This is a genomic window from Microbacterium sp. SYP-A9085 (assembly GCF_009649635.1).
Taxonomy (GTDB): domain Bacteria; phylum Actinomycetota; class Actinomycetes; order Actinomycetales; family Microbacteriaceae; genus Microbacterium.
Genome location: NZ_WJII01000001.1, coordinates 758,752 through 781,500, shown reverse-complemented (window position 1 = coordinate 781,500; position 22,749 = coordinate 758,752). Strand labels below are relative to the sequence as shown.

Here is a 22,749-nt window from a genome sequence, read left to right as displayed (position 1 = left end):
GTCTTCTGTCGTGCTTCGGCTTCCGGGTGACGCCGTCCCTCAGGGACCGGCTCCGGCCGCCTCGTCGTCGCTGACAGCTCGTTCGATACGCGACGAGAGTATGACCGGGTCTCGCGCCCGACTACTGTGCGACGGTATGAAACCATGGCGACTACTGGGCCTCTTGTACTAACGAGCGAGCACCAGCGTCAGCCCCACCACCACCGGGTTGTGGTCGGATGCCGCGAACGGGTCGCTCGCGTCGAACAGCTGCCGCGCGTTGTCGTCGTACCGGCTGTACGCGTACGCGACCGACTCCTGCGCGTTGATCTGCCACACGTGCGCGCCGGTGACCATCGCGCGGGCGGCCGGGTTCGCCAGCACGTGGTCGAGCGACCCCGACATCCCGTCGAACGAATACGTCGCCTCGGCCGGCCCGAACACGCTGCCCAGGTCGGTGTACCCGGCCGCGTACAGCTCCTGCATCGGATCCTCGTGCGTGTACGCGTTGACGTCGCCGAGCAGGAAGATCCGGTCCGTGCCGATCGCCGCCGCCGTCGCCTCGGCGAACGCCGCGGCATCCCGTGCCTCGTGCACCCGGGTGCAGGTGAACGCGCCCTGATCGTATGCGGGGTCGGTGTTCTCGGCGTCGCCGCCGTTGACGCAGCCGTCGAACATGCCGTCGGCATCCGCCCCCTTCGACTTGAAGTGGTTGGCCACCACCAGGAACGCGTCCTCCGCAGACGCCCCGACCTTCGCGAACGCCTGCGCGAGCGGCTCGCGCGCGATCGAGAACGACTGCCCGGGGCCGGACTTGTCGCTGAGCACGTGCGAGACACCCACTGGCATCACCTCGGCCGGCTGGTAGATGAACGCGGTGCGGATGACGTCCTGCTGCGCGATCGGCGGCAGGTCGGCGGCGTCCGGCGACGGCACGTACCCCCAGACGTCCGACCCGGCCGCGGCGTTCAGCGCGTGCACGAGTCCGGCGAGCGCGGCATCCCGGTTCTGGCCGAACTTCACCGAGTTCTCGACCTCCTCCAGCGACACGATGCCGGCATCGAGCCGGTTGATGCCGGTGACGATCTTCGCCTGCTGCCGCGCGAAGCTCGCCGCCGTCGCCGCTCCCCGCGGGCCGGGGCTGCCGTCGGCCGTGGCGCACCGGTTGTCCGTGACGTGGTCGCCGTCGCGGTCGTCGTACCAGGTGCACGTGCCGAGGCCCTGCGCCACGTACTCCTCGCCGGTCAGCGCGAAGTAGTTCTCCACGTTGAACGCGGCCAGGCGCACGTCACCGCCGACGGCGGCGGGATGCTGGTTGTCGGCACGGGTGTCGGCGAACGTGGCGACATCCGTGCCCGCATCGGTGATCTGGTGCGTGGGTTGGAAGTTCCACGCGTCGAACCGGTACTCGAGGACCACCGGGGCCGTGAACGTGACGGCAGCGCCCACCCGCGGGTGATTCTCGGCGGTCAGCCACGGCAGCGGGTCGCCGGTGTGCGAGCCGAACACGGCGTAGTTCCACGTCGAGCCGTCGTCGAGCGTGATAGCCCGGCGCGCGTTGTCGGCCACCGCGGCCTTCGCCGCATCGCTGCCGGCAGTGCCCGCGTCGGTCGGCTGCACCAGCGGGGCGGTGCCGGCGGCCAGCACGAGCGATCCGTAGACATTCGTGTCGTCGTTGTCGGTCACCGTGAACGGGCCCTGCGGGGCGAGCAGCTCGCCCTCGTGCGCCTCCTTCTCGGCCGGGGTGTCCAGCGCGGTCCATCCCAGCGCGCCGGCGGTCACGGCCGGCAGGGGCTCGTCGAGCTTCGTCACGGTGGGAAAGGCGAGCTCGGTGGTGCCCTGGTGCTCCTGCACCTCGGCGGTGACGCTCACGCTCTCGCCGATCGTGACGGCCGCCGCGGACTGCGAGCCGAACACGAAGATCCCGTCGGATGCCCCGGGCGTGGCGTCGGGTGCGCCGCCCGAGCCGCCGGTCTGCAGGTAGAAGCCGTTGAACCCGCCGGTCGGGTAGGCCGCGGTGACGACGCCGGTGGTGGTCACGGTCCGCCCGACGTACGGCGAGGTGTCGGTGTCGGTGCCCTGGATCTGCGCGATCGCGACCGCGGATGCCGCGTCCGACGCATCGATCGTGGAGCCGGGGTTGCCGCCGCCCCCGTAGACGTGGTCGATCACGACATCCGTGCCCCGGGCATTCGCGACCGCGGAAGCCGCGACGACGGCGATGGCAGCGACGGTGATCGCACAGACGGCGGCGGCGACTCTGTTCATCCCGGGCACCTCCTCATGGGTGCTGTCGAGTGGGCCAGCCGCCCCGCCGATCGCGGCGCAGCATCAGGCTGCCTACGATGGCACCCCCCTCCGACACGGAGCACCCGCGTTCGGGGTGCCTGCCAGCGGGATACGGAGTGTTCGCCGGGGATGCCGGCCCGGCGCCGGCGGCGGTTCGGGATGCCGTCCCCGACCGTGTCGCAGAAGATGGGGCCTGATCCCGCGCGAACCCGCATCTTGTGCGACATCCACCCCACCGTGTCGCACAAGATGCGGCATCAGGCCGCCCAAACCCGCATCTTCTGCGACGCGAAGTTCAGGGGGTGGGGGCGGCAGCTCACAGTGGCTCGGGATGCCGTCCCCGACGGTGTCACAGAACGTGCGGCCTGATCCCCCGCGAACCCGCGTGTTGTGCGACATCCACCCCACCGTGTCACACAACACGCGGCATCAGACCGCCCGAACCCGCAGGTTGTGCGACACGACGTTCAGGTGGTGCGGGGCGCCAGCCCACAGGGGCTCGGGATGCCGCCGCCGACCGTGTCGCAGAACATGCGGCCTGATCGCCGCCGAACCCGCGTGTTGTGCGACATCCACCCCACCGTGTCGCACAACACGCGGCGTCAGCGCCTCCGAACCCGCCTCTTCTGCGACACGATCGCGCACTGGCAGCCGCTGCGCTCGCCCGGACCAGCCCGCTACCGCGCCCCGGCGCCGCGCCTCTTGTTGATGACGTCGAACGCGACGGCGGCCAGCAGCACGAGGCCCTTGATGAATTCCTGCCACTCCGTGCCCACGCCGAGGATCGTCATGCCGTTGTTGAGCACGCCGATGATCAGGCCGCCGACGATGGCGCCGCCGATAGTGCCCACGCCGCCGCTGACGGCGGCCCCACCGATGAACACGGCGGCGATGGCATCCAGCTCGAAGCCGTTGCCGGCGCTGGGGCCGGCGAGATTCAGCTGCGCCGTGAAGACGAGGCCGGCCAGGGCCGACAGCACCCCGATGTTCACGAACAGCAGGAAGCCCACCCGGTCGACATTCACGCCGCTGAGCTTCGCCGCCCTCTTGTTGCCGCCGATTGCGTACACGTGCCGGCCGAACACGGAGTTCGCCATCACCGCGGAGTATGCGACGACCAGCACTCCGAGGATCACGAGCACCACCGGTGTGCCGCGGTAGCTGGCCAGCAGCCACGCGATGCCGAGGATCAGCACCGCCATGAACGCTGTCTTCAGCGCGAACCAGCCGATCGGCTCGAGCGTCAGCCCGTTCTTCGCGCGGGCGCGCCGCGAGCGCAGATTCATGCCGATCAGGGCGACCACCGCGCCGACGCCGAGGATCATCGTCAGCGGCTCGAGGTACGACGTCCCGCCGCCGAGATCCGGCAGGAACCCGGACCCGATCGCGCGGAATCCGTCGTCGAACGGGGAGATCTGCGTGTTGTGCAGCAGGATCTGCGCGAGCCCGCGGAACAGCAGCATCCCGCCGAGCGTGACGATGAACGACTCGATGTGGAAGTACGCGATCCAGAACCCCTGCCACGCCCCGATCACGGCGCCCGCCAGCAGGCACAGCAGCACCGTCATCCACCACGGCAGCCCCATCTTGTTGTTGAGGACGCCGGCGAGCGCGCCGATCACGGCCACCACCGACCCCACCGACAGGTCGATGTGCCCGGCGATGATGACCATCACCATCCCGATCGCGAGGATCAGGATGTAACTGTTCTGCACGATCAGGTTCGACACGTTGCGCGGGCTCAGCGTGATGCCGTTCGTGACGACCTGGAAGAACAGCACGATGACGATCAGCGCGATGAACAGGCCCACCTGGCGCAGCTGCCCGCCCATGTACGACACGGTGCTGCCGATCAGGCCCCCGGTGCGCGGGGGCGTCAGCTGCGTCGTGCTCATAGGTGGTCCTCTTCTCGGATCTTGGTCATGCTCTGCATGAGTCGTTCGGGGGATGCCGCGTCCCGCGGCACCTCGGCGGTGATCACGCCCTCGGACAGCGTGTAGATGCGGTCGCACAGCCCGATCAGCTCGGGCAGCTCCGACGAGATCACGATGATGCCGCGGCCCTCATCGGCGAGCCGGTCGATGATCGTGTAGATCTCGTACTTCGCGCCCACGTCGATGCCGCGGGTGGGTTCGTCCAGGATCAGCACGTCGGGGTCGGCGAACATCCACTTGGACAGCACGACCTTCTGCTGGTTGCCGCCGGACAGTTTGCCGGTGAGCGTGGCCACGGAGGGGGCCTTGATGTTCATGCTGCGCCGGTAGTCCTCGGCGATCACGTGCTCGCGGTTGCGGTCCACCCAGCCCTGGCGGCTGAGCTTCAGGAGGCTCGCGGCGGAGATGTTGCGGGCGATGTCGTCGATGAGGTTCAGTCCGTACGTCTTCCGGTCCTCGGTGGCATACGCCAGGCCCGCCCGGATCGCGGCGGGCACGGAGCGGGTGCTCACCGGCACGCCGCGCTTGTACACGGTGCCGGAGATGTCCACGCCCCAGCTGTGCCCGAACACGCTCATCGCCAGCTCGGTGCGCCCGGCGCCCATCAGCCCGGCGATGCCGACGATCTCGCCGGCGCGCACCGAGAGCGACGCGTGGTCGACCACGACGCGGGTGCGGTCGGACGGGTGGTGCACGGTCCAGTCCTCGATGCGCAGCAGTTCGTCGCCGATCGTCGGGGTGTGCTCGGGGAACCGGTGGGTGAGGTCGCGCCCCACCATCCCCTTGATGATCCGGTCCTCGTTGACGTCGTCGCTTCGGGCATCCAGCGTCTCGATCGTGTGCCCGTCGCGGACGATCGTGACGGTGTCGGCGACCTTCTTTATCTCGTTGAGCTTGTGCGAGATGAGGATGCTGGTGACGCCCTGCGCCTTCAGCTCGAGGATCAGGTCCAGCAGCCGCGCGGAGTCGTCGTCGTTCAGCGCCGCAGTGGGCTCGTCGAGGATCAGCAGCTTCACGTCCTTCGACAGCGCCTTGGCGATCTCCACCAGCTGCTGCTTGCCGACGCCGAGCTCGCTGACCTTCGTGGCGGGGTTGTCGCGCAGGCCGACCCGTTCCAGGTACGTGCGCGCGAGCGTCTCGGTGCGGCCCCAGTCGATCCACCCGGCGGTGGCCTGCTCGTTGCCGATGAAGATGTTCTCGGCGATGCTCAGGTACGGGCTGAGGGCCAGCTCCTGGTGGATGATGACGATCCCGGCCTTCTCGGAATCGTTGATGCTCGCGAACCGGCACACCTGCCCGTCGTAGACGATGTCGCCGTCGTACGTGCCGTGCGGGTACACCCCCGAGAGCACGTTCATCAGCGTGGACTTGCCGGCGCCGTTCTCGCCGCAGATCGCGTGCACTTCGCCGCGCTGCACGGTGAGGGTCACCTCGGACAGCGCCTTGACGCCGGGGAACTCCTTCGTGATGGCGCGCATCTGAAGGATCGCATCCTGGGACATGTCTCCTCCTGGGACGGTGCGGGATGCCGCGGCCGGCCGGCTCGCGGCATCCCGCATCGTGGCTCGCTACTTCAGGTCGGACGGCGTGTAGTAGCCGCTGTCGATGAGCTCCTTCTGGTAGTTCGCCTTCGTGACGACCACCGGGGGCAGCAGGAACGTCGGCACAACCTTCTTGCCGTTGTTGTAGCTCTTCGTGTCGTTCACCTCGGGCGTGTCGCCCTTCAGAACCGCCTCGGTCATCGCGACGGCCTGGGTCGCGAGCTTGCGGGTGTCCTTGAAGATCGTCGAGTACTGCGATCCCGCGATGATCTGCTTGACGCTGGCGACCTCGGCGTCCTGGCCGGTGATCACGGGCCAGTCGGCGGCGCCCACCTTGTAGCCGCCGCTCTCCAGGGCCGCGATGATGCCGTCGGACAGGCCGTCGTAGGGAGAGAGGATGCCGTCGAGCTTCGTGCTGCCGGTGGAGTAGCTCTTCGCGAGCAGGTCGTCCATGCGCTTCTTCGCCGTGGCCGGGTCCCAGCCCTGGATCGCTATCTGGTTGAACGCGGTCTGGCCACTGGTGACCACCAGGGTGCCGTCGTCGATGAGGGGCTTCAGGACGCTCATGGCGCCGTTGTAGAAGAACGTCGCGTTGTTGTCGTCGGGGCTGCCGGCGAACAGCTCGACGTGCCACGGTCCGGTCTTGCCGGTCTTCGTGCCGCTGTCGTCGAGGTAGCCGAGGCCGGTCAGCAGGGAGTTCGCCTGCAGCACGCCGACCTTGAAGTTGTCGAACGTGGCGTAGTAGTCGACGTTGGCATCGCCGGTCAGCAGGCGGTCGTACGAGATGACCTTGACACCGGCGGCCTTCGCGTCGTCGAGCTGCTGCCCGAGCGCACCGCCGTCGATCGAGGCGATCACGAGGACTTTCGCGCCCTTCGTGATCATCGACTCGATCTGCTTGGCCTGGGTCGGGATGTCGTTGTTCGCGTACTCGAGGTCGGTCTTGTAGCCGGCCTTCTGCAGGAACTTCTCGACGTTGTTGCCGTCCTGGATCCAGCGCTGGTCGACCTTCGTGGGCATTGCGATGCCCACGAGCGCTCCGGCTTTCGAGCCGGCGGCATCCCCGGCTCCGTCACTGCCGGCGCCGCCGCGGCCGGTGGAGCAGGCGGCAAGGGTCACCACCAGTGCAGCGCCCATCGCGAGGGCGGCGATCTTCTTCGTGTGGAACATCTCTGTTCAGCCTCCTTGCAGCCCGCGCACGCGGCGGGCGGGAATGTATGGTGCTCTGCGTCATGTTACCGGTAACAATTCGGAGGGATTCGTTACCGGTAACAATGTGCTCCGACAGCAAACCACGTCGACCACGGTCGGATCAAGCCCCGGGAGCCGATTTCGCAGTCGAGGCGCGCACGATGAGCTCGGGGACGAGCGGCTCGGCGACGTGCTCGGCGGCGGAGCGGCCGCCGGCGAGGGCCTCGACGATGGATGCCACGGCACGGCGGCCGATCTCGGTGAAGTCCTGGCGCAGCGTGGTCAGCGGCGGGCTGAAATGGCGGCTCTCCGGGGTGTCGTCGAATCCCACGATGCTCAGCCGCCCCGGAACCGGGATGCCGGCCTCGGCCGCCGCGTGCAGCAGCCCCAGGGCGATCTGATCGTTGGCGCAGACCACGGCCGTGGCGTCGGCATCCCGCAGCAGCTGCTGCCCGGCGCGGTATCCGGCATCCGCACTCCAGTCGCTGGGCACTATCGCCGCCGGCTCCAGGCCCGCGGTCTGCAGCGACGCAATGAAGCCGCGGCGCCGGGATTCGGCCTCGGACCATTCGGCGGGGCCGGCGATGTGCGCGATGCGGGTGTGGCCGAGCTGCAGCAGGTGGTCCACGGCGGCCTGCACGCCCAGCGTCTGGCCGACGAAACCGTCGCCCTCGTGGGTGCCGTGCATCGTCATCACGGGAACGCGCGGGGCGGCCTCCGCGACGGCGTCGTGCGTGTGGGCGCTCGGGCCGATCACGATGACGCCGGCGGCGTCCTGGTCCAGCAGGTGTTCGAGCGCGCTCTGCACCGAGGCGAGGTCGGCGGCGTCCACGGCGGCGATCATGACGGAGTAGCCGAGATCGCGGCCGGCCAGCTCGATCGCGCTGATCGTGCGTGACGGCCCGTACAGCAGGCCACCGGTGGCGTCCAGCACGCCGAGCGTGCGGGTGCGGCCGTGGGCGAGGGCGCGCGCGGTGGAGCTCGGCCGGAAGCGCAGTTCGTCGATGGCGTTCTCGACGCGGGCGCGCGCCTGCTCGCTCACGTTCGGCGAGTCGTTCAGGACGCGTGAGACGGTCATGTGCGACACCCCGGCCAGGCGCGCGACATCCCGGATGCTCGGGAGGGGATTCGCATCGCGGGCTGAGGGCATGCCCCGATTATCCTCGACGCGGGTGCGGGGGCCGGGACCTGCGGGGTCGGGGCAGGGGCGCCTCCCCAGCCCGGGGTGCAGAGCGAGTTGTCCACGGATCTGCGGCCGGGCGCTCGCCGCGCCCTTCCCGCGGCCTATCGTCCCGGAATAGGGCCGGTGCGCTCGGCACCGGTCCGAGGACTCGAGGAGGACGCCGTGTCACGCGACAGGATCATCGCCGAGGCGGAAGGAGTCGTGCAGGACCTCGCCGCCGCGATCACCGCTCCCCGCGACCGCGAGTGTCTGCCGTGCTACCTCGACCGTGTTCTGCACGAGGTCAGCTGCGACGGCACCCACGCCCTCACCCGCCACTACCGGGACAGCACGGCGCCCGCAGCGACGGCCCTGCTGCAGCGCCTGAGCCGCGCGGGCGGGCACTGCGATTGCGAGGTGCTCTTCAACGTGTACTGGGCCACGAGTGACCACGTGCGTTCCTGCGAGGGCGTCCGGCTCGGGTCCACCCAGCCGTGCGACCTCTGGTTCCGGCGTCGGCGGAGGATGTGGTGACGGCGCCCGACACCGGGCGTCATCCCGTTACTGCAGTCGGCTCGCCCCACGCAGGCGATGGCCGACAGCGATCGCCTCCCCCGAGACCCCGGAGCTGCGGGGCGAGACGAGGAACGCGATGAGATCGGCGACCTCGGTCGGCGAGCACTGGCCGCCGGCACCGGCCGGGACCTCACGACGCGGCTCGGTGGAGACGGTGCCGGGGTTGACGGTGTTGACGGTGACGCCGGAGCCGGCGACCTGATCAGCGAGGTTCTTCGCCGCGATGACGAGCGCGGCATTGCGGACGGAGCCGGTGATGTTCCCGGTCATGAACGCGTTCTGGCCGCTGACTCCGACGATCCTGCCGTAGCCGGCATCCACCATCGGGGGCAGGACCGCGTTCGCGACGCGCAGGAACGCGAGCGCCTTCCCCTCGAACGCCTCCAGCACCTGGGCGGGGTCCGAGTTCCGTGCGGGATCCAGTGTCTGCGCCGCCGGCGCCGCCGTGACGACGACGGCATCCAGGCGCCCGTGGTCGGCGAGCACGCGGGCCACGCCGTCGCGCACGGAAGCGTCGTCGCGCGCGTCCAGCACGAGGCCGTCCGTCGTGTGACGGGATGCCGCGATCACCGTCGCGCCTTCGCCGCGCAGCCGCGCGACCACGGCCGATCCGATCAGTCCGTTCCCGCCGACGACGAGGACGACGCGTTCGCTCAGTTCGAGATCCATGGCCCGACGATAGCCCGTTCGCCGGCGCCCGGAGCCGGGATGCGTACGATCGAAGCACCGCCCACCACCGGAAGGTCGCCGCCGTGCCCGCACCCGCCCTCGCCCATGCCGACGATCTCGCCGACTTCGTGGCGGCGTCGCCGTCCAGCTTCCATGCGGCCGCGGAGGTGGCCCGGCGGCTCGAGGAGTCGGGCTTCACCCGCCTGGACGAGACCGCCGGCTGGCCCGCACAGCCCGGGGGACGGTTCCTCGTCGTCCGAGACGGCGCGGTCATCGCCTGGATCGTCCCCGCCGCGGCCACGCCGGGCACCGGCATCCACGTCTTCGGCGCGCACAGCGACTCGCCGGCGTTCAAACTGAAGCCGCAGCCGACCACCGGCGGCGGCGGGTGGCTGCAGGCGGGCGTCGAGATCTATGGCGGCCCACTGCTGAACTCGTGGCTGGATCGCGAGCTGACGCTCGCCGGACGACTCGTGCTCGACGACGGCACGCAAGTCCTGGCATCCACCGGGCCGCTGCTGCGGCTGCCCCAGCTCGCGATCCACCTGGACCGGTCGGCGAACGACGGCCTGACGCTGAACAAGCAGGGGCACACGCAGCCGGTGTGGGGCCTCGGGCAGGTCGCATCCGCCGACATCCTCGGCGAACTGGCCGCCGCGGCGGGTGTGGATGCCGCCCGCATCCGCGGCTACGACGTCGTCACCGCCGACACCCAGCGCGGGCGCGTGTTCGGCAAGGACGACGCGTTCTTCGCGAGCGGCCGCCTCGACGACCTCGCGTCGGTGCACGCCGGCGTGACGGCGCTCACGCGCATCGCCGACCCCGGCGAGCGCATCGCGATGCTCGCCGTGTTCGACCACGAGGAGGTCGGGTCGGCGACACGCTCCGGCGCCGCGGGACCGTTCCTCGCCGAGGTGCTCGAGCGGATCTGGCTCGGGCTGGGCGCCGACCGTGAGCAGCAGTTCCGTGCCCTGGCGGCATCCTGGTGCGTCTCCAGCGACGTCGGCCACTCCGTCCATCCGAATTACACCGACAAGCACGACCCGGTGGTGCAGCCGCTGCTGGGATCCGGGCCGATCCTGAAGATCAACGCCAACCAGCGCTACGCGACCGACGGCGCGGGCGCCGCCGCGTGGCACGGCTGGTGCGAGGCCGCGGGCGTCGTGAGCCAGGAGTTCGTGTCCAACAACACGGTGCCGTGCGGGTCGACGATCGGGCCGATCACCGCGACGCGGCTGGGGATCCGCACCGTGGATGTCGGCATCCCGATCCTGTCGATGCACTCGGCGCGCGAGCTCGCGGGCGTGAGCGACCTGGCCGACCTCACCCGGGTCGCCGAGGCGTTCTTCACCGCCTGACGCGCCACCCCCGCGCTGGGCACCCGCCCGTCCTGCCGCCGCGGGTACAGCGGTTTCAGGCGCTGGCACTCCCCTCGGACGCCACCCGTGCGTAGCATGGCGGGACGGGATGTCGGGAGGAATCATGGTCGAGGTACGAGTCGCGGGGGTGGCCCTCGACACGTCGGGTCAGCACGTGATCCTGCTCCAGCCGGTGGACCCCACTCCCGAGCAGGGCAAGCTGCTGCCCATCTGGATCGGCCCGATGGAGGCCACCGCCATCATGGTCGCAATCGAGGGCGCCTCCACGCCCCGACCGCTGACCCACGATCTGCTGCGCACGGTGCTAGACACGGTCGGCGCCACCGTCGAGAGGGTCGAGATCACGCGCATCGACGACGGCACGTTCTATGCCGAAATCACGATGCATGCCGCCAGTGGCATCCATCGCATCGACGCGCGCCCCTCGGATGCGGTGGCCATCGCATCACGGACCGGGTCCCCGATCTTCGTGGCCGACGACGTGCTCGCCGAGGCGGGGGTGGAGGATGTGATCGGCGAGGCAGAGGCGGAAGCCGATGTCGAGGAGTTCTCCAAATTCATCGAGGACGTCGACCCCGACGATTTCCGCGAGTGAGCCCTGGGGACTCGCGGACGATGTACCGCACCGGGAACGGAGCGACTCTGCGCACCGGGTGCTCGGTTCGCACCGGCGGCAGGCGCCGCACTTTCACGCACTCTCACGAAAAGGACGACCAATGACCCTTTTCTCCCCGGTCGACGACGACGTCGCCGCTGAAAACCTCCGCAGCACGCTCGGTGAGCGCATCGTCCTTGCCGGCGACGGCGGATACGACACCGCGCGCACACCGTGGAACACCGCTGTCGACCAGCGGCCGTTCGCCGTCGCGCTTCCCGAGACCGACGACGACGTCGTCGCGGTCGTGCGGGCGGCCGCGGCATCCGGCCTGCGGATAGCGCCGCAGTCCACCGGCCACGGGGCCGGCGCCCTGGCCGGCACCGACCTGTCCCGCACGGTCATCGTGTCGTTGCGCGCGATGCGCGGCGCGGTGGTCGACCCGGTCGCGCGCACCGCGCGGGTGCGCGGCGGCAGCGTGTGGCACGACGTCGTGGACGCCACCGCCCTGCATGGTCTGACCGCGCTGCACGGCAGCGCCGGCGACGTCGGCGTCGTCGGGTACACGCTCAGCGGCGGCGTCTCGTTATACGGCCGCCGGCACGGACTGGCCGTGAACAGCGTCCGGTCGGTGCGGCTCGTCACGGCCGCCGGCGAGCTGGTCACCGCGAGCGCCGCCGAGAATCCCGAGCTGTTCTGGGCGTTGCGCGGTGGATCCGGCGCGTTCGGCGTCGTGGTGTCGCTCGAAATCGACCTGCTGCCGTATGCAGACGTGTTCGCGGGGATGATGCTGTGGGACGGCGCACGCTCCGCCGAGGTCGGGCGCGCGTGGGCGGAGTGGACGCGCCGCGCGCCCGCGTCGGCGACGACGTCGCTGCGGGTGATGCATTTCCCGCCGCTGCCGGAGCTGCCGCCGTTCGTGTCGGGCCGCTCCGTCGTCGTCGTGGACGGCGCGATCCTCGAGACGGACGCCGGCGCCGAGACGCTGCTCGCGCCGCTGCGGGAGCTCGAGCCCGAGATTGACACGTTCGCGCGGATGCCCACGTCGCGGGTGGTCGAGGTCCACATGGATCCGCCCGAGCCGTCGCCCGCCGTGTCAGACCACGCGATGCTGCGGAGCCTGGATGCCGCGGCCGTCGACGCATTTGTGGCGGCGGCGTTCGAGGCCCGGCCGATGATCAGCGAGATCCGCCACATGGGCGAGGGCTTCGCGCGCGCGTCGGACGGTCCGGGTGCCGTCAGCTCGGTGGACGGTGAGTACCTGCTGACGGCGATCTCGATGGTTCCGGTTCCCGAGGCCCTGCCCGGAATGGATGCCGCCGTCCGCGCCGTGGTCGCCGCGATGGCGGAGTGGCACGGCTCTGGGATAGCGCTCACGTTCGTGGACCGCGAGCGCGACAGCGCACCGGGATTCGGTGCATCGGCCGCGCGACTGGCGGAGCTCAAGCGCCTGCTCGATCCGGACGACACCTTCGCCGCCGCGCATCGCGTGGGCTGAGGGGTGCGGCCGGCGGCTGCGTCTAGGTCACACAAGATGCGGCATCCGGTGCCCGGAGGCCATACCTTCTGCGACCGGCCTGGAATCGTGTCGCACAAGGTGCGGGATGCAGGGGCCTGCACCCGCGTGTTCTGCGACCGGCCTGGAATCGTGTCGCACAAGGTGCGGGATGCCGTCGCCAACAGTCGCATCTTCTGCGACACCCATTCCGGTCCTGCCGGGTGAGGCATCCCACGCTCGAACCCCACCTTCTGCGACCCGCCGCACTCGGTGTCGCAGAAGATGCGGCATCCCGGGTCAGGAAGTCGCAGTTTCTGCGACCGGTCGCCCGTGTCACACAAAGTGCGGGATGCCGGGGCTCGCACCCGCATGTTCTGCGACATCCTCTGCCCAGCCCGACATCCACTGCCCAGCCCGACATCCACTGCCGGGAACGACCGGCCACCGATCGTGTCGCACAAAGCGCGACTTCCGAAGCCGAGGACCCGCATCTTGTGCGACCGGCCGCGCAACGAGTCGCACAAGATGGGGCATCCGACCTCCGCAACCCGCACCTTCTGCGACACACACAAGACAGCACACCGCCTCACCCCAAGACAGCACACCGCCTCACAGCCCGCCGCCGCCCTTCGCGGCCTGCCGCGGGACGCGGCGCGCGTCGTACTCGACCGCGGTGACCGAGGTGGCGCCGCGCAGCTCGGCGAGCGCGCTGCGCATCGGGCCCGTCCGCGGGTCGGGCGCGGCATCCAGCATCTTCGCGGTCGCGACGTACGCGGCGAGGCGATGCGGCGCGAACGAGAGGTCCTGGATGCCGGGAGCCGGGTCGCCGGCGCGCTCGACGACGAGGCTCCCGGCCGCGCCGACCCGCTCGTCCGACCCACCCGCCGCAAGCGACTGCACGAGATCGTCGGTGTGGCGCAGCTGTACGCTCAGCGTGCCCGGACCGACATCCGCCTCGGTCGGCGACCCGGCCGTCACCAGCAACCGCGTGTGGTACCCGCCTTGCACTGCGAGCCAGTCGGCGATGAGTCCGCCCTGCGAATGGCCGAACAGGTACAGCTCCGCCCCCAGCGGCACCCCGACGTCATCGAGCGCCTGCACGACGGCGGCGTAGGCGGCGGCGTCCTCCCCCAGGTACATTCGCGTGTCCGACGACAGATCCCACGGGTCATCCCCCGCCTCCGGCGGGAAATCGCGGGTGCCGGCAAGGTAGACCGCGTACTTCGCCGTGCCATCCGGCATCGTGTACGTCTCCACGCGCACCCGCGTCGCGTCCGGGATGCGGCTCAGCGCGCCGGCGAGATCACGCGGCGACGCGGTCACCGTCACCCCACCCTCCTGCCGGACCTCCACGACCGCCGCGTCGCCGGACAGCCGCCGACCCGGCGGGATGGTGCCGGTGCCCAGGCGCCGGATCAGCGCCTGCAGGCTCTGCGCCGCGACCGGCAGCGACAGCAGCGCCGCATCGATGGCGCCGGCCAGCTGCGGATACGCGATCCCCGCGACGCCGCCGGCGAGACCGACGCCGCCGTTCGCCGCCGAGACGAGCCCGGCCCCGATCTCCATGTCGCGGCCGCGGATGGCCAGATCCGCCCGGCGCGCGGCATCGGGATGCCGCTGCGCGGCGAGATCTGCCGCCTGCGCCGCCGCGGCCCGGGCGTCGACGCCCACCGCCATCGCCCGCCGCGCCCGCAGTTCGACGATCTCGTACGTGTCGGCCAGCTCTCGCAGGTCGCGGGCGATCCCGGCGAGGTCGTCGGCGTGGGATTCCGCGGCGAACGCGGCGTTCTGCAGCCGATACGGCACCGACCCGCCATACGCGGCCGCCGGACCCAGCGCCGACACCGCCCGCGCCTGCGCGCCGAGGTCCTCCGCCACTTCCCGCACCCGCGCGCCGAGCACCGCGTACCGGTCGGCCGCGGCGCGCAGCGACCCGGTGTCCACCGCCACGACACCGCCCTCCCGGATGTCGATGTCGTCGCTCATCCCGCGCCGATCAGCGCCGCCTGCGCGCGCATCGCGCGCACGTCGTCTTCCGTGGCAGCGACCTGCGCCGCCAGCTGTGCGAGGCGCTGTTCGGTCGCCGCCGCCGCCCGGCGGTATCCGGAAACGGCCGCCGCCTGCCACCGCGTGTCCGCCTCGGCGGCCGCCACCTCGGCCTCGGCCGCACGCACGCGGCGCTGGATGTCGGCGAGCGCGCCGAGCACGGCATCCAGCACATCGACGGTGGTCATGCCCTCCACGATGCCGACCCGGCAGCATCCGATGCCGGTCCGGACGCAGATCGGTGGAGGGGATCAACGCGCGTCATCCCTGTGCAGGAGCCGATGAACACCCCAGAATAGAGCCATGACCGATGCGCCGCCGCCCTTCCGCGTCGTGTTCGTCTGCACCGGCAACATCTGCCGCTCGCCGATGGCGGCCGCGGTGTTCCGCTGGTTCGCGGAATCGGTGGGCCTGGGCGACCGGGTCGTGTCCACGAGCGCCGGCACCGGCGACTGGCACGTCGGCGAGCGCGCCGACCGTCGCACCCTCGAAGCACTGGAGCGGCACGGGTTCGACGCCACGATGCACCGCTCCCGCCAGTTCGGCTACCACGACTTCGACGAGAACGACCTCGTCGTCGCGCTGGACACCGGTCACGAGCGCGTGCTGCACGAGTGGGCGCGCGGCGAGGACGACGAGGCGAAGATAGCGCTGCTGCTCTCGTTCGACCCCAGCTCGAACGGCGCGCGGGACGTCCCGGACCCGTACTATGCGGAGCCGGCGATGTTCGACGAGGTGCTCGGTATGATACAGAGCGCGTGCCGGGCGCTCTTCCGGCAGCTCGAACCCGCGATCCGCGCCGTCTGACCGGCGGCCCTCCGCCGAAACGGGAGCCCTGTTGTCCACTCTTGCCCCGCAGCCGATCAGCCCTCTCGACGGACGGTACCGGGATGCCGTCGCCGGCCTGTCCGAGTATCTGTCCGAGGCGGGACTGAACCGCGCCCGCGTCGAGGTCGAGGTGGAGTGGCTGATCGCGCTCACCGACCAGGGACTGTTCGGCACCCAACCGCTGTCCGACGACGACGCCGATCGGCTGCGCGCGCTGTACCGCGACTTCGGTCAGGCCGAGATCGACTGGCTCGCCGCGAAAGAGGCGGTCACCCAGCACGACGTGAAGGCCGTGGAGTACCTCGTGCGCGACCGGCTCGCGACGCTGGGCCTGGATCGCCTGGCCGAGCTCACGCACTTCGCGTGCACGAGCGAGGACGTCAACTCGGCGTCGTATGCGCTGACCGTGCAGCGTGCGGTGACCCGCGTGTGGCTGCCGAAGCTGCGCACCGTGATCGAGCGGCTCGACGCGCTGGCCCGCGAGCATGCGGATGCCGCGATGCTCTCGCGCACGCATGGCCAGCCGGCCACGCCCACGACGATGGGCAAGGAACTCGCCGTGTTCGCGCACCGGCTGCGCCGGATCGCCGGCCAACTGGACGGTGCGGAGTTCCTGGCGAAGTTCTCCGGCGCCACCGGCACCTGGTCGGCCCACCTCGCCGCCGCCCCCGACGTCGACTGGCCGGCGCTGTCGCGCCGGTTCATCGAGGGGCTCGGCATCGGGTTCAACCCGCTGACCACGCAGATCGAATCCCACGACTGGCAGGTCGAGCTGTACGACCGCGTGCGGCACGCCGGCGGCATCCTGCACAACCTCGCGACGGATGTCTGGACCTATATCTCGCTCGGCTACTTCGCGCAGATTCCGGTGGCGGGGGCGACCGGGTCATCGACGATGCCGCACAAGATCAACCCGATCCGGTTCGAGAACGCGGAGGCGAACCTGGAGATCTCGGGGGGCCTGTTCGCCACGCTTGCCGCGACGCTCGTGACGTCCCGCCTGCAGCGCGACCTCACGGACTCGACCACGCAGCGCAACATCGGTGTCGCGTTCGGCCACTCGCTGCTGGCACTGGACAACCTGCTACGAGGGCTGGACGCCATCTCGCTGTCGCGCGACGTGCTGCTGGCCGACCTCGACGCGAACTGGGAGGTGCTCGCCGAGGCCATCCAGACGGTGGTGCGCGCCGAGATCGCCGCGGGCAACTCGTCCATCTCGGACCCGTACGCCCTGCTGAAGGACCTCACCCGCGGGCACCGGGTCGGCGTGGCCGAGCTCGCCGCGTTCGTGCAGGGTCTGGATGTCTCGGATGCCGCGAAGCGGCGTCTGCTCGCGCTGACGCCGGCCACGTACACGGGGCTCGCGGAGCGGCTCGTTCCGTAGGATCAGCGCGCTCGGGCGCTGCGCTCGGCTCCTCGGGTCAGTGCCCGGCGCCTGGGCTCAGTGCCCGGCGCCGCGGTCGTCGTCGGCGGACCGGGTGGCCGCGGCATCCCGCGCCGCCTTCTCCTTCGCGACGGCCTCGTCGCGCGCGACGAGCACCGGGCGGTCGATCGTGTGGGTGACCTGATCGGGCTGGACCACGAGCAGCAGCAGCGCAATCACGAGGATCGTGACGATGAACGTGACGCCCGCCACGATCAGCCCCACGATGAGCGCGTGCTGCGATTCGCCGGGGAACCGCGACTGGAAGAATCCCATCGACACGAGCGTCACGACGCCCGCGAACAGGGCCGCGATCACGGCGAGGCCCAGCAGCTGGGCGGGCTTCATCAGGTCACGGCGTCGGGTGGGGCGCTGTCCGCTCATGCGGCACCTCCGGAATGCTCATCGGATGCGGCGGCGTCGGCCGCGCGCACGGGATCCTCGCTCTCGCGGGGTGAGAAGCCCGCGATGCCGAGGTAGACGGCGACGACCGCGGCGTACCCGCCGAACACGCCGACGGCGATCGTCATGCCGGTCAGTGTGAAGGCCTGGTGCGCCTCGGCCACCGTGTAGTGCAGCGCGTAGCCGCCGGGGACGGCGAGCGCGAAGCCCGCCGGGATCATCAGGGCCGCGCCCAGCAGGACACCGAGGGCGCCGATCACGATGGCATCCCGTGCCTGCGACCGGGCCGGCGTGGTCTGGGCGGCGCGGCGGGCGAGAAGGCCCGAGACGCCTTCGGCGAGACCGGATGCCACGGCCCAGCAGATCACGACCGCGTAGAAAAGGGCGTCGCTGCGCAGCGGGCCGACCCCGGCCACCATGCCGGCGATCACGTCGATGGCGCCCAGCAGGAGCACGGTGCCGCGGGCACCGGACGGGAACACGAGCCACGCCGACAGGAACAGGACGAGGGCGGAGAGGATAGCGAACCCGCTGAACACCGACAGCCCGAGCGCGGACGAGTGGTCCGGGGAGAACGTGATCATCGCCGCCGCGAGCGCCGCGGCGATGGCGCGCGCCATCTGCAGGTGGCGCGCCTCGAATGAGCGCACGGGAGTTGCAGACGGCACGGTGGTTCCTCGACAGAAGGGCCCGCGGATCGCGAGCCGACCTCTCCAGTCTAGGTCGTGCGCTCCGATGCCGGCCGCGGCATCCCCGGGCCCGGCACCCCTTGTCTGGCACCCCTTCTGTGAGAGTGCATCTGACGGACGAGGGAGCGGTAAAAAGCCACCCTCTCGTCCGTCAGATGCACTCTCGCGGTCACGAGCGGGAGCGGGACGCGCGAGGCAGGACCCCCGCGGTCAGGACAGGGCCTGGTCCAGGTCGGCGATCAGGTCGTCGACGGACTCCAGGCCGATCGAGATCCGCACGACGTCGGCGCCGGGCCGCGCCTCGGGCGCCACCGGGCGGTGCGTGAGCGCGGCGGGCAGCTGGATCAGCGAGTCGACGCCGCCCAGGGACACGGCGTGCGTGAACAGCCGCACCTTCGAGGTGAGTGCGTCCGCGGCGGCGTATCCGCCATGCAGCGAGACCGCCAGCATCGCCCCGGTGCCGCGCATCTGCCGCGCCACTATCCCGCGCGGGTCGCCGTCCAGGCCCGGGTAGTGCACCTTCCGGACGGCGGGATGTCCCTGCAGCCACACCGCGATCCGCGCCGCCGACTCCTGCTGCGCGCGCATGCGCAGCGGCAGCGTCTGCAGGCCCCGGTGCAGCAGGTACGCGGCCAGCGGATGCAGCAGCGCGCCCGTGATAGCGCGGACGCCGCGCAGCTTCACGGCGGTCGCCTCGTCGCACGCTATGACGCCGGCGATGACATCCCCGTGCCCGCCGATGTACTTCGTCGCGCTGTGCAGCGACATTGCGGCACCGAGCGCGAGCGGGTTCTGCAGCACCGGCGTCGCGAACGTGTTGTCGACCACGACCGGGACGTCCCCGGCCTGCGAGGCCACGTTCGCGATGTCGACGAGGTCGAGGGTGGGGTTCGCCGGCGACTCGATCACGACGAGCGCGGTGTCGTCGCGGATGCTGGCGCCCACCTCGTCCTCGGTGCAGTACGTGGTCTGCGTGCCGAGCAGGTTCGACTCCAGCAGGTGGTCGGTGCCGCCGTACAGCGGGCGCACCGCCACGACGTGGCGTTTGCCGGTGGTCCCCGTGTGCGCGATGATCATCGCCGTGGTCGCCGCCATGCCGGATGCGAAAGCCACCGCGGCCTCGGCGCCCTCGAGCGCCGCCAGCGCCGACTCGAAGCGGGCCACGGTCGGGTTCCACAGCCGCGCGTACACCATCCCGCCGTCCGCGAGCGGGCGGCCGCCGGTGGCCATCGACTCGTAGGAGTCGCCGCCGCGGCCGATGTCCGGCAGCGGGTTCGTCGTGGAGAGGTCGATCGGCAGGGCGTGCACGCCCATCGCGTCGAGGTCTTCGCGGCCGCTGTGCACGGCGACGGTGTCGAAGTGGAGATCAGTCAGTCCCATGCGCCAACGCTATCCCCGTCCCGCGCGATGCCCGCACCGGACCGGGCGGCGGTGCGGGCCGCGCGGCATCCCCGGGCGCCGCGCGGCGTTCCCGGCCGTCGGTCGCGGCATCCCCGGCCGTCGCTTCCGCCCCTCCGCGGCGACCTCGACCGGCCTACGATCGGACCATGCGCGTCTTCCTGGCCGGTGCTTCCGGCGTGATCGGCAGCCGGCTCATCCCGCTCCTGCTCATCGACGGGCACACCGTCGCGGGGCTGACCCGCACCGAGGCGAAGGCGGCGTGGCTGGCCGAACTCGGCGCCGAGCCCGTCGTGTGCGACGTGTACGACACCGACGCGCTCACCGATGCGGTCGTGCGCTTCGAGCCGGGCGTCGTGATCCACGAGCTCACCGACCTGCCGGACGATCCCGCGAAGATCGCCGCATTCCGCGAGCGTCACACCCGCATCCGGATCGAGGGCACGCACAACCTGATCGCGGCCGCGCGCGCGGCATCCACCCCGCGGCTGCTCGCGCAGAGCGTCGCCTGGCCGATGCCGGACGGGCCGGGACAGGCCGCGGTCGCCGAGCTGGAGCGCTCGGTGCTCGCGTACGGCGGCGTCGTGCTGCGCTACGGGCAGTTCTACGGGCCCGGCACGTTCCATCCGACCACGCCGCCGGGGAAGCCGCAGGTGCACATCCAGCGAGCCGCGGAGGAGACCGCCGCCGCCCTGCACGAACCGAGCGGGATACTCGTGATCACCGACGACGGGACGACGCGGCTGGATGCCGCCCCCGGCGCCGCGAAGGAGGACTGACATGTACGGAGCCGTCATCCACGCACCCGGTGACGTGCGCTACGAACAACGCGACGACCCGCGGATCGAGCAGCCCACGGACGCCGTGATCCGGATGGCCGCAACATGCGTGTGCGGGTCGGACCTGTGGCCGTACCGCGGCGACGACGCCATCCGGCGGCCGCGGCCGATGGGTCACGAGTACGTCGGCTGGGTCGAAGAGGTCGGCGCCGACGTGCGCACCGTGAAGCCCGGCGACTTCGTGATCGGATCGTTCATGGCATCCGATGGCACGTGCGAGATCTGCCGCGCCGGCTACCCATCGCGGTGCGTGGATGTCGTGCCGATGGGAGCGCTCGGCGCACAGGCCGAGCGGCTGCGGGTCCCGCTGGCCGACGGCACGCTGGTCGCGACGCCGGGTGAGCCGGATGCCGACCTCATCCCGTCGCTGCTGGCGGCATCCGATGTCCTGGGCACCGGCTGGTTCGGCGCGGAAGCGGCCGAGGCGGGGCCCGGCAAGACCGTGGTCGTCGTCGGCGACGGCGCCGTGGGCCTGCTCGGCGTGATGGCGGCAGCCGCCCGCGGCGCCGAGCGGATCATCGCGATGAGCCGGCACGCCGACCGGCAGGAGCTGGCCCGCCGGTTCGGCGCCACCGACATCGTGACCGAGCGCGGCGACGACGGCGTCGCACGGATAAAGGAGCTCACCGGTGGCCTCGGCGCGCACTCGACGATCGAGGCCGTCGGCACGCAGGAGTCGATGCTGCAGGCGATCCGCTCCACCCGCGCCGGCGGCCACGTCGGGTTCGTGGGCGTCGCGCACGGCGTGACGCTGCCGGGGGACCTGCTGTTCTACAGCGAAGTGCACCTTTTCGGCGGCCCGGCACCGGTGCGCCGCTTCCTGCCGGATCTCATCGACCGGATCTGGCACCGCGAGATCGAGCCGGGCCTGGTCTTCGACCTCACGCTGCCGCTGTCCGAGGTGGCCGAAGGCTACCGCGCGATGGACGAGCGGCGCGCGATCAAGACGCTGCTGCAGCCGCAGCGGCTCACGCGGGCGCGTCAGCGCACGCGGCGGCCGTGCGCGAGGTCGATCAGGTGCGGGAGCACCTCGCCCTGACGCAGCCCCGAGTGCTCGTGCTCGTTCGTGATCCACGGGATGACGCCGGGCAGCAGCGCGGCGGTCTGCAGCGAGAACTCGATCGGCACGTACAGATCGTTCACGTAGACGGCGGCGGCGCCGCGGGCGTCGGATGCCGCGAGCCGGTCCGCGTCGTACAGCTGCGGCCACTCGATCTCGGCGACGGCGAGCGCGACATCCTTCCACGGCTTCAGCCCCGGCACGGTGTCCAGCCACTCGCTGCGCGCGTGCTCGCCCGTCAGCAGCGTGACATCCTCTCGGAAGTCGTCGGGCTCGACCCGTTCGGCCGACCAGCGCGTGGCGTGCCCGTCGGCGTAGCTGGACTCGTGGAACACGAAGTACAGCGGGTTGCGGGCCGAGAACGGCAGTGCGGCGGACAGGTCGTACCGGAACGCGTTGGTGTGCGGCTCCTCCTCGAGCAGGTGGTGCAGCGTCTGCCACCCGTCGTTCGTGCCCAGCAGCATCCCGAGCGAGCGCAGCCGGGAGACGGAGACGACCTCGCCGTCGGGCAGCTCGATGCGGCCGTCGGCGGCGAGGTCCGCAAGTCGGCGCACGGTGTCGCGGTGGTGCGGGAACCGGCGGTAGTAGCGCTCCGATCCCTCGCGCTGCTTGTCGTACGTGAGCGCGTACACCTCGTCGGGGTGCCGCCCGATGGCGGAGAGCCCGCCGGTGACGTAGATCTCGCGCAGGGACGCGGCATCCGTCGACAGATACGCGAGGGACGTGAAGCCGCCGAATGACTGCCCGAGCACGCTCCAGGTCGCCGCCCCCAGGTGCTCGCGCAGGGCCTCGCAGTCGCGCACGATGCTGTCGGCGCGCAGGTGCGTGATGTGCTCGGCGAGCTCGTCGGCGCCGCGCGCGAGGTCGGCGTCGCCGACCGGGGTGGAGCGCCCGGTGCCGCGCTGGTCGATGAGCACCACCCGGTAGTGCTTCAGCGCGGCATCCAGCCACGACGGCGCGGTCGGCCAGTGGAACGGCCGCGGCGATTCGTGGCCGGGCCCGCCCTGCAGGAACACGAGGTACGGCAGATCCTCGCCGCCCTCGCGCGACACGACCGCCGCGTACACCTCGATCGTGCGGGTGTCGGCCGCGTCGCCCCACACCAGCGGGACGGTGATGGTGTGGTCTTCGACGGTGAGGTCCAGGATGCGGCGAGTCGTGACGGCCATGCGCCCGAGTCTACGGGCGCCCCGCCCGGCCCCACCGGCCCCCGCCCCGCCCCGCCCGACGCGACCCCGCACGGCCGCGCAC

20 protein-coding genes are annotated in these 22,749 nt (G+C 71.1%); 8 read left to right on the top strand and 12 right to left on the bottom strand.

Translation table 11 applies throughout. The annotated features are described in order from the left end of the window. Positions 1–168: 168 nt before the first annotated feature. The 5 genes from GH740_RS03705 to GH740_RS03685 form a co-directional block, all read right to left on the bottom strand. Positions 169–2,247: an ExeM/NucH family extracellular endonuclease gene (locus GH740_RS03705; protein WP_153744673.1), complete on the bottom strand. Its 2,079-nt coding sequence runs from the start codon at positions 2,245–2,247 to the stop codon at positions 169–171. A 698-nt stretch (positions 2,248–2,945) separates the two neighbouring features. Further along, positions 2,946–4,100: a multiple monosaccharide ABC transporter permease gene (gene mmsB / locus GH740_RS03700; protein WP_253941245.1), complete on the bottom strand. Its 1,155-nt coding sequence runs from the start codon at positions 4,098–4,100 to the stop codon at positions 2,946–2,948. Positions 4,101–4,159: 59 nt separating this feature from the next. Further along, entirely contained in the window at positions 4,160–5,704 is a 1,545-nt protein-coding gene (mmsA, locus tag GH740_RS03695; RefSeq protein ID WP_153744671.1) for a multiple monosaccharide ABC transporter ATP-binding protein, read from the bottom strand. Positions 5,705–5,770: 66 nt separating this feature from the next. Beyond that, entirely contained in the window at positions 5,771–6,913 is a 1,143-nt protein-coding gene (gene chvE, locus GH740_RS03690; protein ID WP_153744670.1) for a multiple monosaccharide ABC transporter substrate-binding protein, read from the bottom strand. A 142-nt stretch (positions 6,914–7,055) separates the two neighbouring features. Further along, positions 7,056–8,084 carry a LacI family DNA-binding transcriptional regulator gene (locus tag GH740_RS03685; protein ID WP_153744669.1) on the bottom strand — a complete coding sequence of 343 codons (1,029 nt, stop codon included), beginning with the start codon at positions 8,082–8,084 and terminating at the stop codon, positions 7,056–7,058. A gap of 195 nt (positions 8,085–8,279) precedes the next feature. On the opposite strand from GH740_RS03685, the gene GH740_RS03680 reads away from it, so the two are divergent. Next, on the top strand, positions 8,280–8,630 hold the full coding sequence (locus tag GH740_RS03680) for a DUF2695 domain-containing protein (protein WP_172978272.1): 351 nt from the start codon (positions 8,280–8,282) through the stop codon (positions 8,628–8,630). 27 nt (positions 8,631–8,657) lie between these two features. Here the strand turns inward: GH740_RS03680 and GH740_RS03675 are convergent, their stop codons facing one another. Further along, positions 8,658–9,341, bottom strand: a complete 684-nt coding sequence (locus tag GH740_RS03675; RefSeq protein WP_153744667.1) for an SDR family NAD(P)-dependent oxidoreductase — start codon at positions 9,339–9,341, stop codon at positions 8,658–8,660. Between the two features lie 83 nt (positions 9,342–9,424). Between GH740_RS03675 and GH740_RS03670 the strand changes: the two genes are divergently transcribed. The 3 genes from GH740_RS03670 to GH740_RS03660 all read left to right on the top strand — a co-directional run bounded on the left by GH740_RS03670 (position 9,425) and on the right by GH740_RS03660 (position 12,813). Next, the gene (locus tag GH740_RS03670) at positions 9,425–10,699 is read left to right on the top strand and encodes a M18 family aminopeptidase (protein WP_367640538.1); all 1,275 of its coding nucleotides are present in this window, start codon (positions 9,425–9,427) and stop codon (positions 10,697–10,699) included. 124 nt (positions 10,700–10,823) lie between these two features. Continuing rightward, positions 10,824–11,315 carry a bifunctional nuclease family protein gene (locus tag GH740_RS03665; RefSeq protein ID WP_153744666.1) on the top strand — a complete coding sequence of 164 codons (492 nt, stop codon included), beginning with the start codon at positions 10,824–10,826 and terminating at the stop codon, positions 11,313–11,315. 121 nt (positions 11,316–11,436) lie between these two features. Next, positions 11,437–12,813, top strand: coding sequence for an FAD-binding oxidoreductase (locus GH740_RS03660; protein WP_153744665.1), 1,377 nt, complete (start codon positions 11,437–11,439; stop codon positions 12,811–12,813). 609 nt (positions 12,814–13,422) lie between these two features. Here GH740_RS03660 and GH740_RS03655 read toward each other — a convergent pair. Both GH740_RS03655 and GH740_RS03650 read right to left on the bottom strand, forming a co-directional pair. After that, the gene (locus GH740_RS03655; protein WP_153744664.1) at positions 13,423–14,799 is read right to left on the bottom strand and encodes a hypothetical protein; all 1,377 of its coding nucleotides are present in this window, start codon (positions 14,797–14,799) and stop codon (positions 13,423–13,425) included. Continuing rightward, on the bottom strand, positions 14,796–15,047 hold the full coding sequence (locus GH740_RS03650; RefSeq protein ID WP_153744663.1) for a hypothetical protein: 252 nt from the start codon (positions 15,045–15,047) through the stop codon (positions 14,796–14,798). The genes GH740_RS03655 and GH740_RS03650 overlap by 4 nt, the downstream gene beginning before the upstream one ends. A 115-nt stretch (positions 15,048–15,162) precedes the next feature. Here GH740_RS03650 and GH740_RS03645 point away from each other — a divergent pair, with 115 nt between their 5' ends. Then, the gene (locus GH740_RS03645; protein WP_153744662.1) at positions 15,163–15,666 is read left to right on the top strand and encodes a low molecular weight protein-tyrosine-phosphatase; all 504 of its coding nucleotides are present in this window, start codon (positions 15,163–15,165) and stop codon (positions 15,664–15,666) included. Between the two features lie 31 nt (positions 15,667–15,697). Beyond that, positions 15,698–17,071 (top strand): adenylosuccinate lyase, encoded by a 1,374-nt coding sequence (gene purB / locus GH740_RS03640; RefSeq protein ID WP_153744661.1) that lies wholly within the window; start codon positions 15,698–15,700, stop codon positions 17,069–17,071. A gap of 57 nt (positions 17,072–17,128) precedes the next feature. On the opposite strand, the gene GH740_RS03635 is transcribed toward purB, so the two are convergent. From GH740_RS03635 to GH740_RS03625, 3 genes are all read right to left on the bottom strand, one after another. After that, entirely contained in the window at positions 17,129–17,494 is a 366-nt protein-coding gene (locus tag GH740_RS03635) for an amino acid transporter (protein ID WP_216644889.1), read from the bottom strand. Beyond that, positions 17,491–18,180, bottom strand: coding sequence for an acyl-CoA synthetase (locus GH740_RS03630; RefSeq protein ID WP_367640534.1), 690 nt, complete (start codon positions 18,178–18,180; stop codon positions 17,491–17,493). The genes GH740_RS03635 and GH740_RS03630 overlap by 4 nt, the downstream gene beginning before the upstream one ends. 231 nt (positions 18,181–18,411) lie before the next feature. Next, positions 18,412–19,581, bottom strand: a complete 1,170-nt coding sequence (locus tag GH740_RS03625; RefSeq protein WP_153744660.1) for a PLP-dependent aspartate aminotransferase family protein — start codon at positions 19,579–19,581, stop codon at positions 18,412–18,414. 167 nt (positions 19,582–19,748) lie between these two features. On the opposite strand from GH740_RS03625, the gene GH740_RS03620 reads away from it, so the two are divergent. Both GH740_RS03620 and GH740_RS03615 read left to right on the top strand, forming a co-directional pair. Next, positions 19,749–20,378 carry an NAD(P)-dependent oxidoreductase gene (locus GH740_RS03620; protein WP_153744659.1) on the top strand — a complete coding sequence of 210 codons (630 nt, stop codon included), beginning with the start codon at positions 19,749–19,751 and terminating at the stop codon, positions 20,376–20,378. A gap of 1 nt (position 20,379) precedes the next feature. Next, positions 20,380–21,477 (top strand): zinc-dependent alcohol dehydrogenase family protein, encoded by a 1,098-nt coding sequence (locus GH740_RS03615; protein ID WP_153744658.1) that lies wholly within the window; start codon positions 20,380–20,382, stop codon positions 21,475–21,477. On the opposite strand, the gene GH740_RS03610 is transcribed toward GH740_RS03615, so the two are convergent. Then, positions 21,420–22,667 carry an alpha/beta fold hydrolase gene (locus tag GH740_RS03610; RefSeq protein ID WP_153744657.1) on the bottom strand — a complete coding sequence of 416 codons (1,248 nt, stop codon included), beginning with the start codon at positions 22,665–22,667 and terminating at the stop codon, positions 21,420–21,422. The genes GH740_RS03615 and GH740_RS03610 overlap by 58 nt on opposite strands. Between the last annotated feature and the right edge of the window lie 82 nt (positions 22,668–22,749).

Excerpts from the sequence above, each read along its gene's own strand:
- GH740_RS03705 (WP_153744673.1), bottom strand. The coding sequence starts at position 2,247 with ATGAACAGAGTCGCCGCCGCCGTCTGTGCGATCACCGTCGCTGCCATC.
- mmsB (WP_253941245.1), bottom strand. The coding sequence starts at position 4,100 with ATGGGCGGGCAGCTGCGCCAGGTGGGCCTGTTCATCGCGCTGATCGTC.
- mmsA (WP_153744671.1), bottom strand. The coding sequence starts at position 5,704 with ATGTCCCAGGATGCGATCCTTCAGATGCGCGCCATCACGAAGGAGTTC.
- chvE (WP_153744670.1), bottom strand. The coding sequence starts at position 6,913 with ATGTTCCACACGAAGAAGATCGCCGCCCTCGCGATGGGCGCTGCACTG.
- GH740_RS03685 (WP_153744669.1), bottom strand. The coding sequence starts at position 8,084 with ATGCCCTCAGCCCGCGATGCGAATCCCCTCCCGAGCATCCGGGATGTC.
- GH740_RS03675 (WP_153744667.1), bottom strand. The coding sequence starts at position 9,341 with ATGGATCTCGAACTGAGCGAACGCGTCGTCCTCGTCGTCGGCGGGAAC.
- GH740_RS03665 (WP_153744666.1), top strand. The coding sequence starts at position 10,824 with ATGGTCGAGGTACGAGTCGCGGGGGTGGCCCTCGACACGTCGGGTCAG.
- GH740_RS03660 (WP_153744665.1), top strand. The coding sequence starts at position 11,437 with ATGACCCTTTTCTCCCCGGTCGACGACGACGTCGCCGCTGAAAACCTC.
- GH740_RS03655 (WP_153744664.1), bottom strand. The coding sequence starts at position 14,799 with ATGAGCGACGACATCGACATCCGGGAGGGCGGTGTCGTGGCGGTGGAC.
- GH740_RS03650 (WP_153744663.1), bottom strand. The coding sequence starts at position 15,047 with ATGACCACCGTCGATGTGCTGGATGCCGTGCTCGGCGCGCTCGCCGAC.
- GH740_RS03645 (WP_153744662.1), top strand. The coding sequence starts at position 15,163 with ATGACCGATGCGCCGCCGCCCTTCCGCGTCGTGTTCGTCTGCACCGGC.
- GH740_RS03635 (WP_216644889.1), bottom strand. The coding sequence starts at position 17,494 with ATGAGCGGACAGCGCCCCACCCGACGCCGTGACCTGATGAAGCCCGCC.
- GH740_RS03625 (WP_153744660.1), bottom strand. The coding sequence starts at position 19,581 with ATGGGACTGACTGATCTCCACTTCGACACCGTCGCCGTGCACAGCGGC.
- GH740_RS03620 (WP_153744659.1), top strand. The coding sequence starts at position 19,749 with ATGCGCGTCTTCCTGGCCGGTGCTTCCGGCGTGATCGGCAGCCGGCTC.
- GH740_RS03615 (WP_153744658.1), top strand. The coding sequence starts at position 20,380 with ATGTACGGAGCCGTCATCCACGCACCCGGTGACGTGCGCTACGAACAA.
- GH740_RS03610 (WP_153744657.1), bottom strand. The coding sequence starts at position 22,667 with ATGGCCGTCACGACTCGCCGCATCCTGGACCTCACCGTCGAAGACCAC.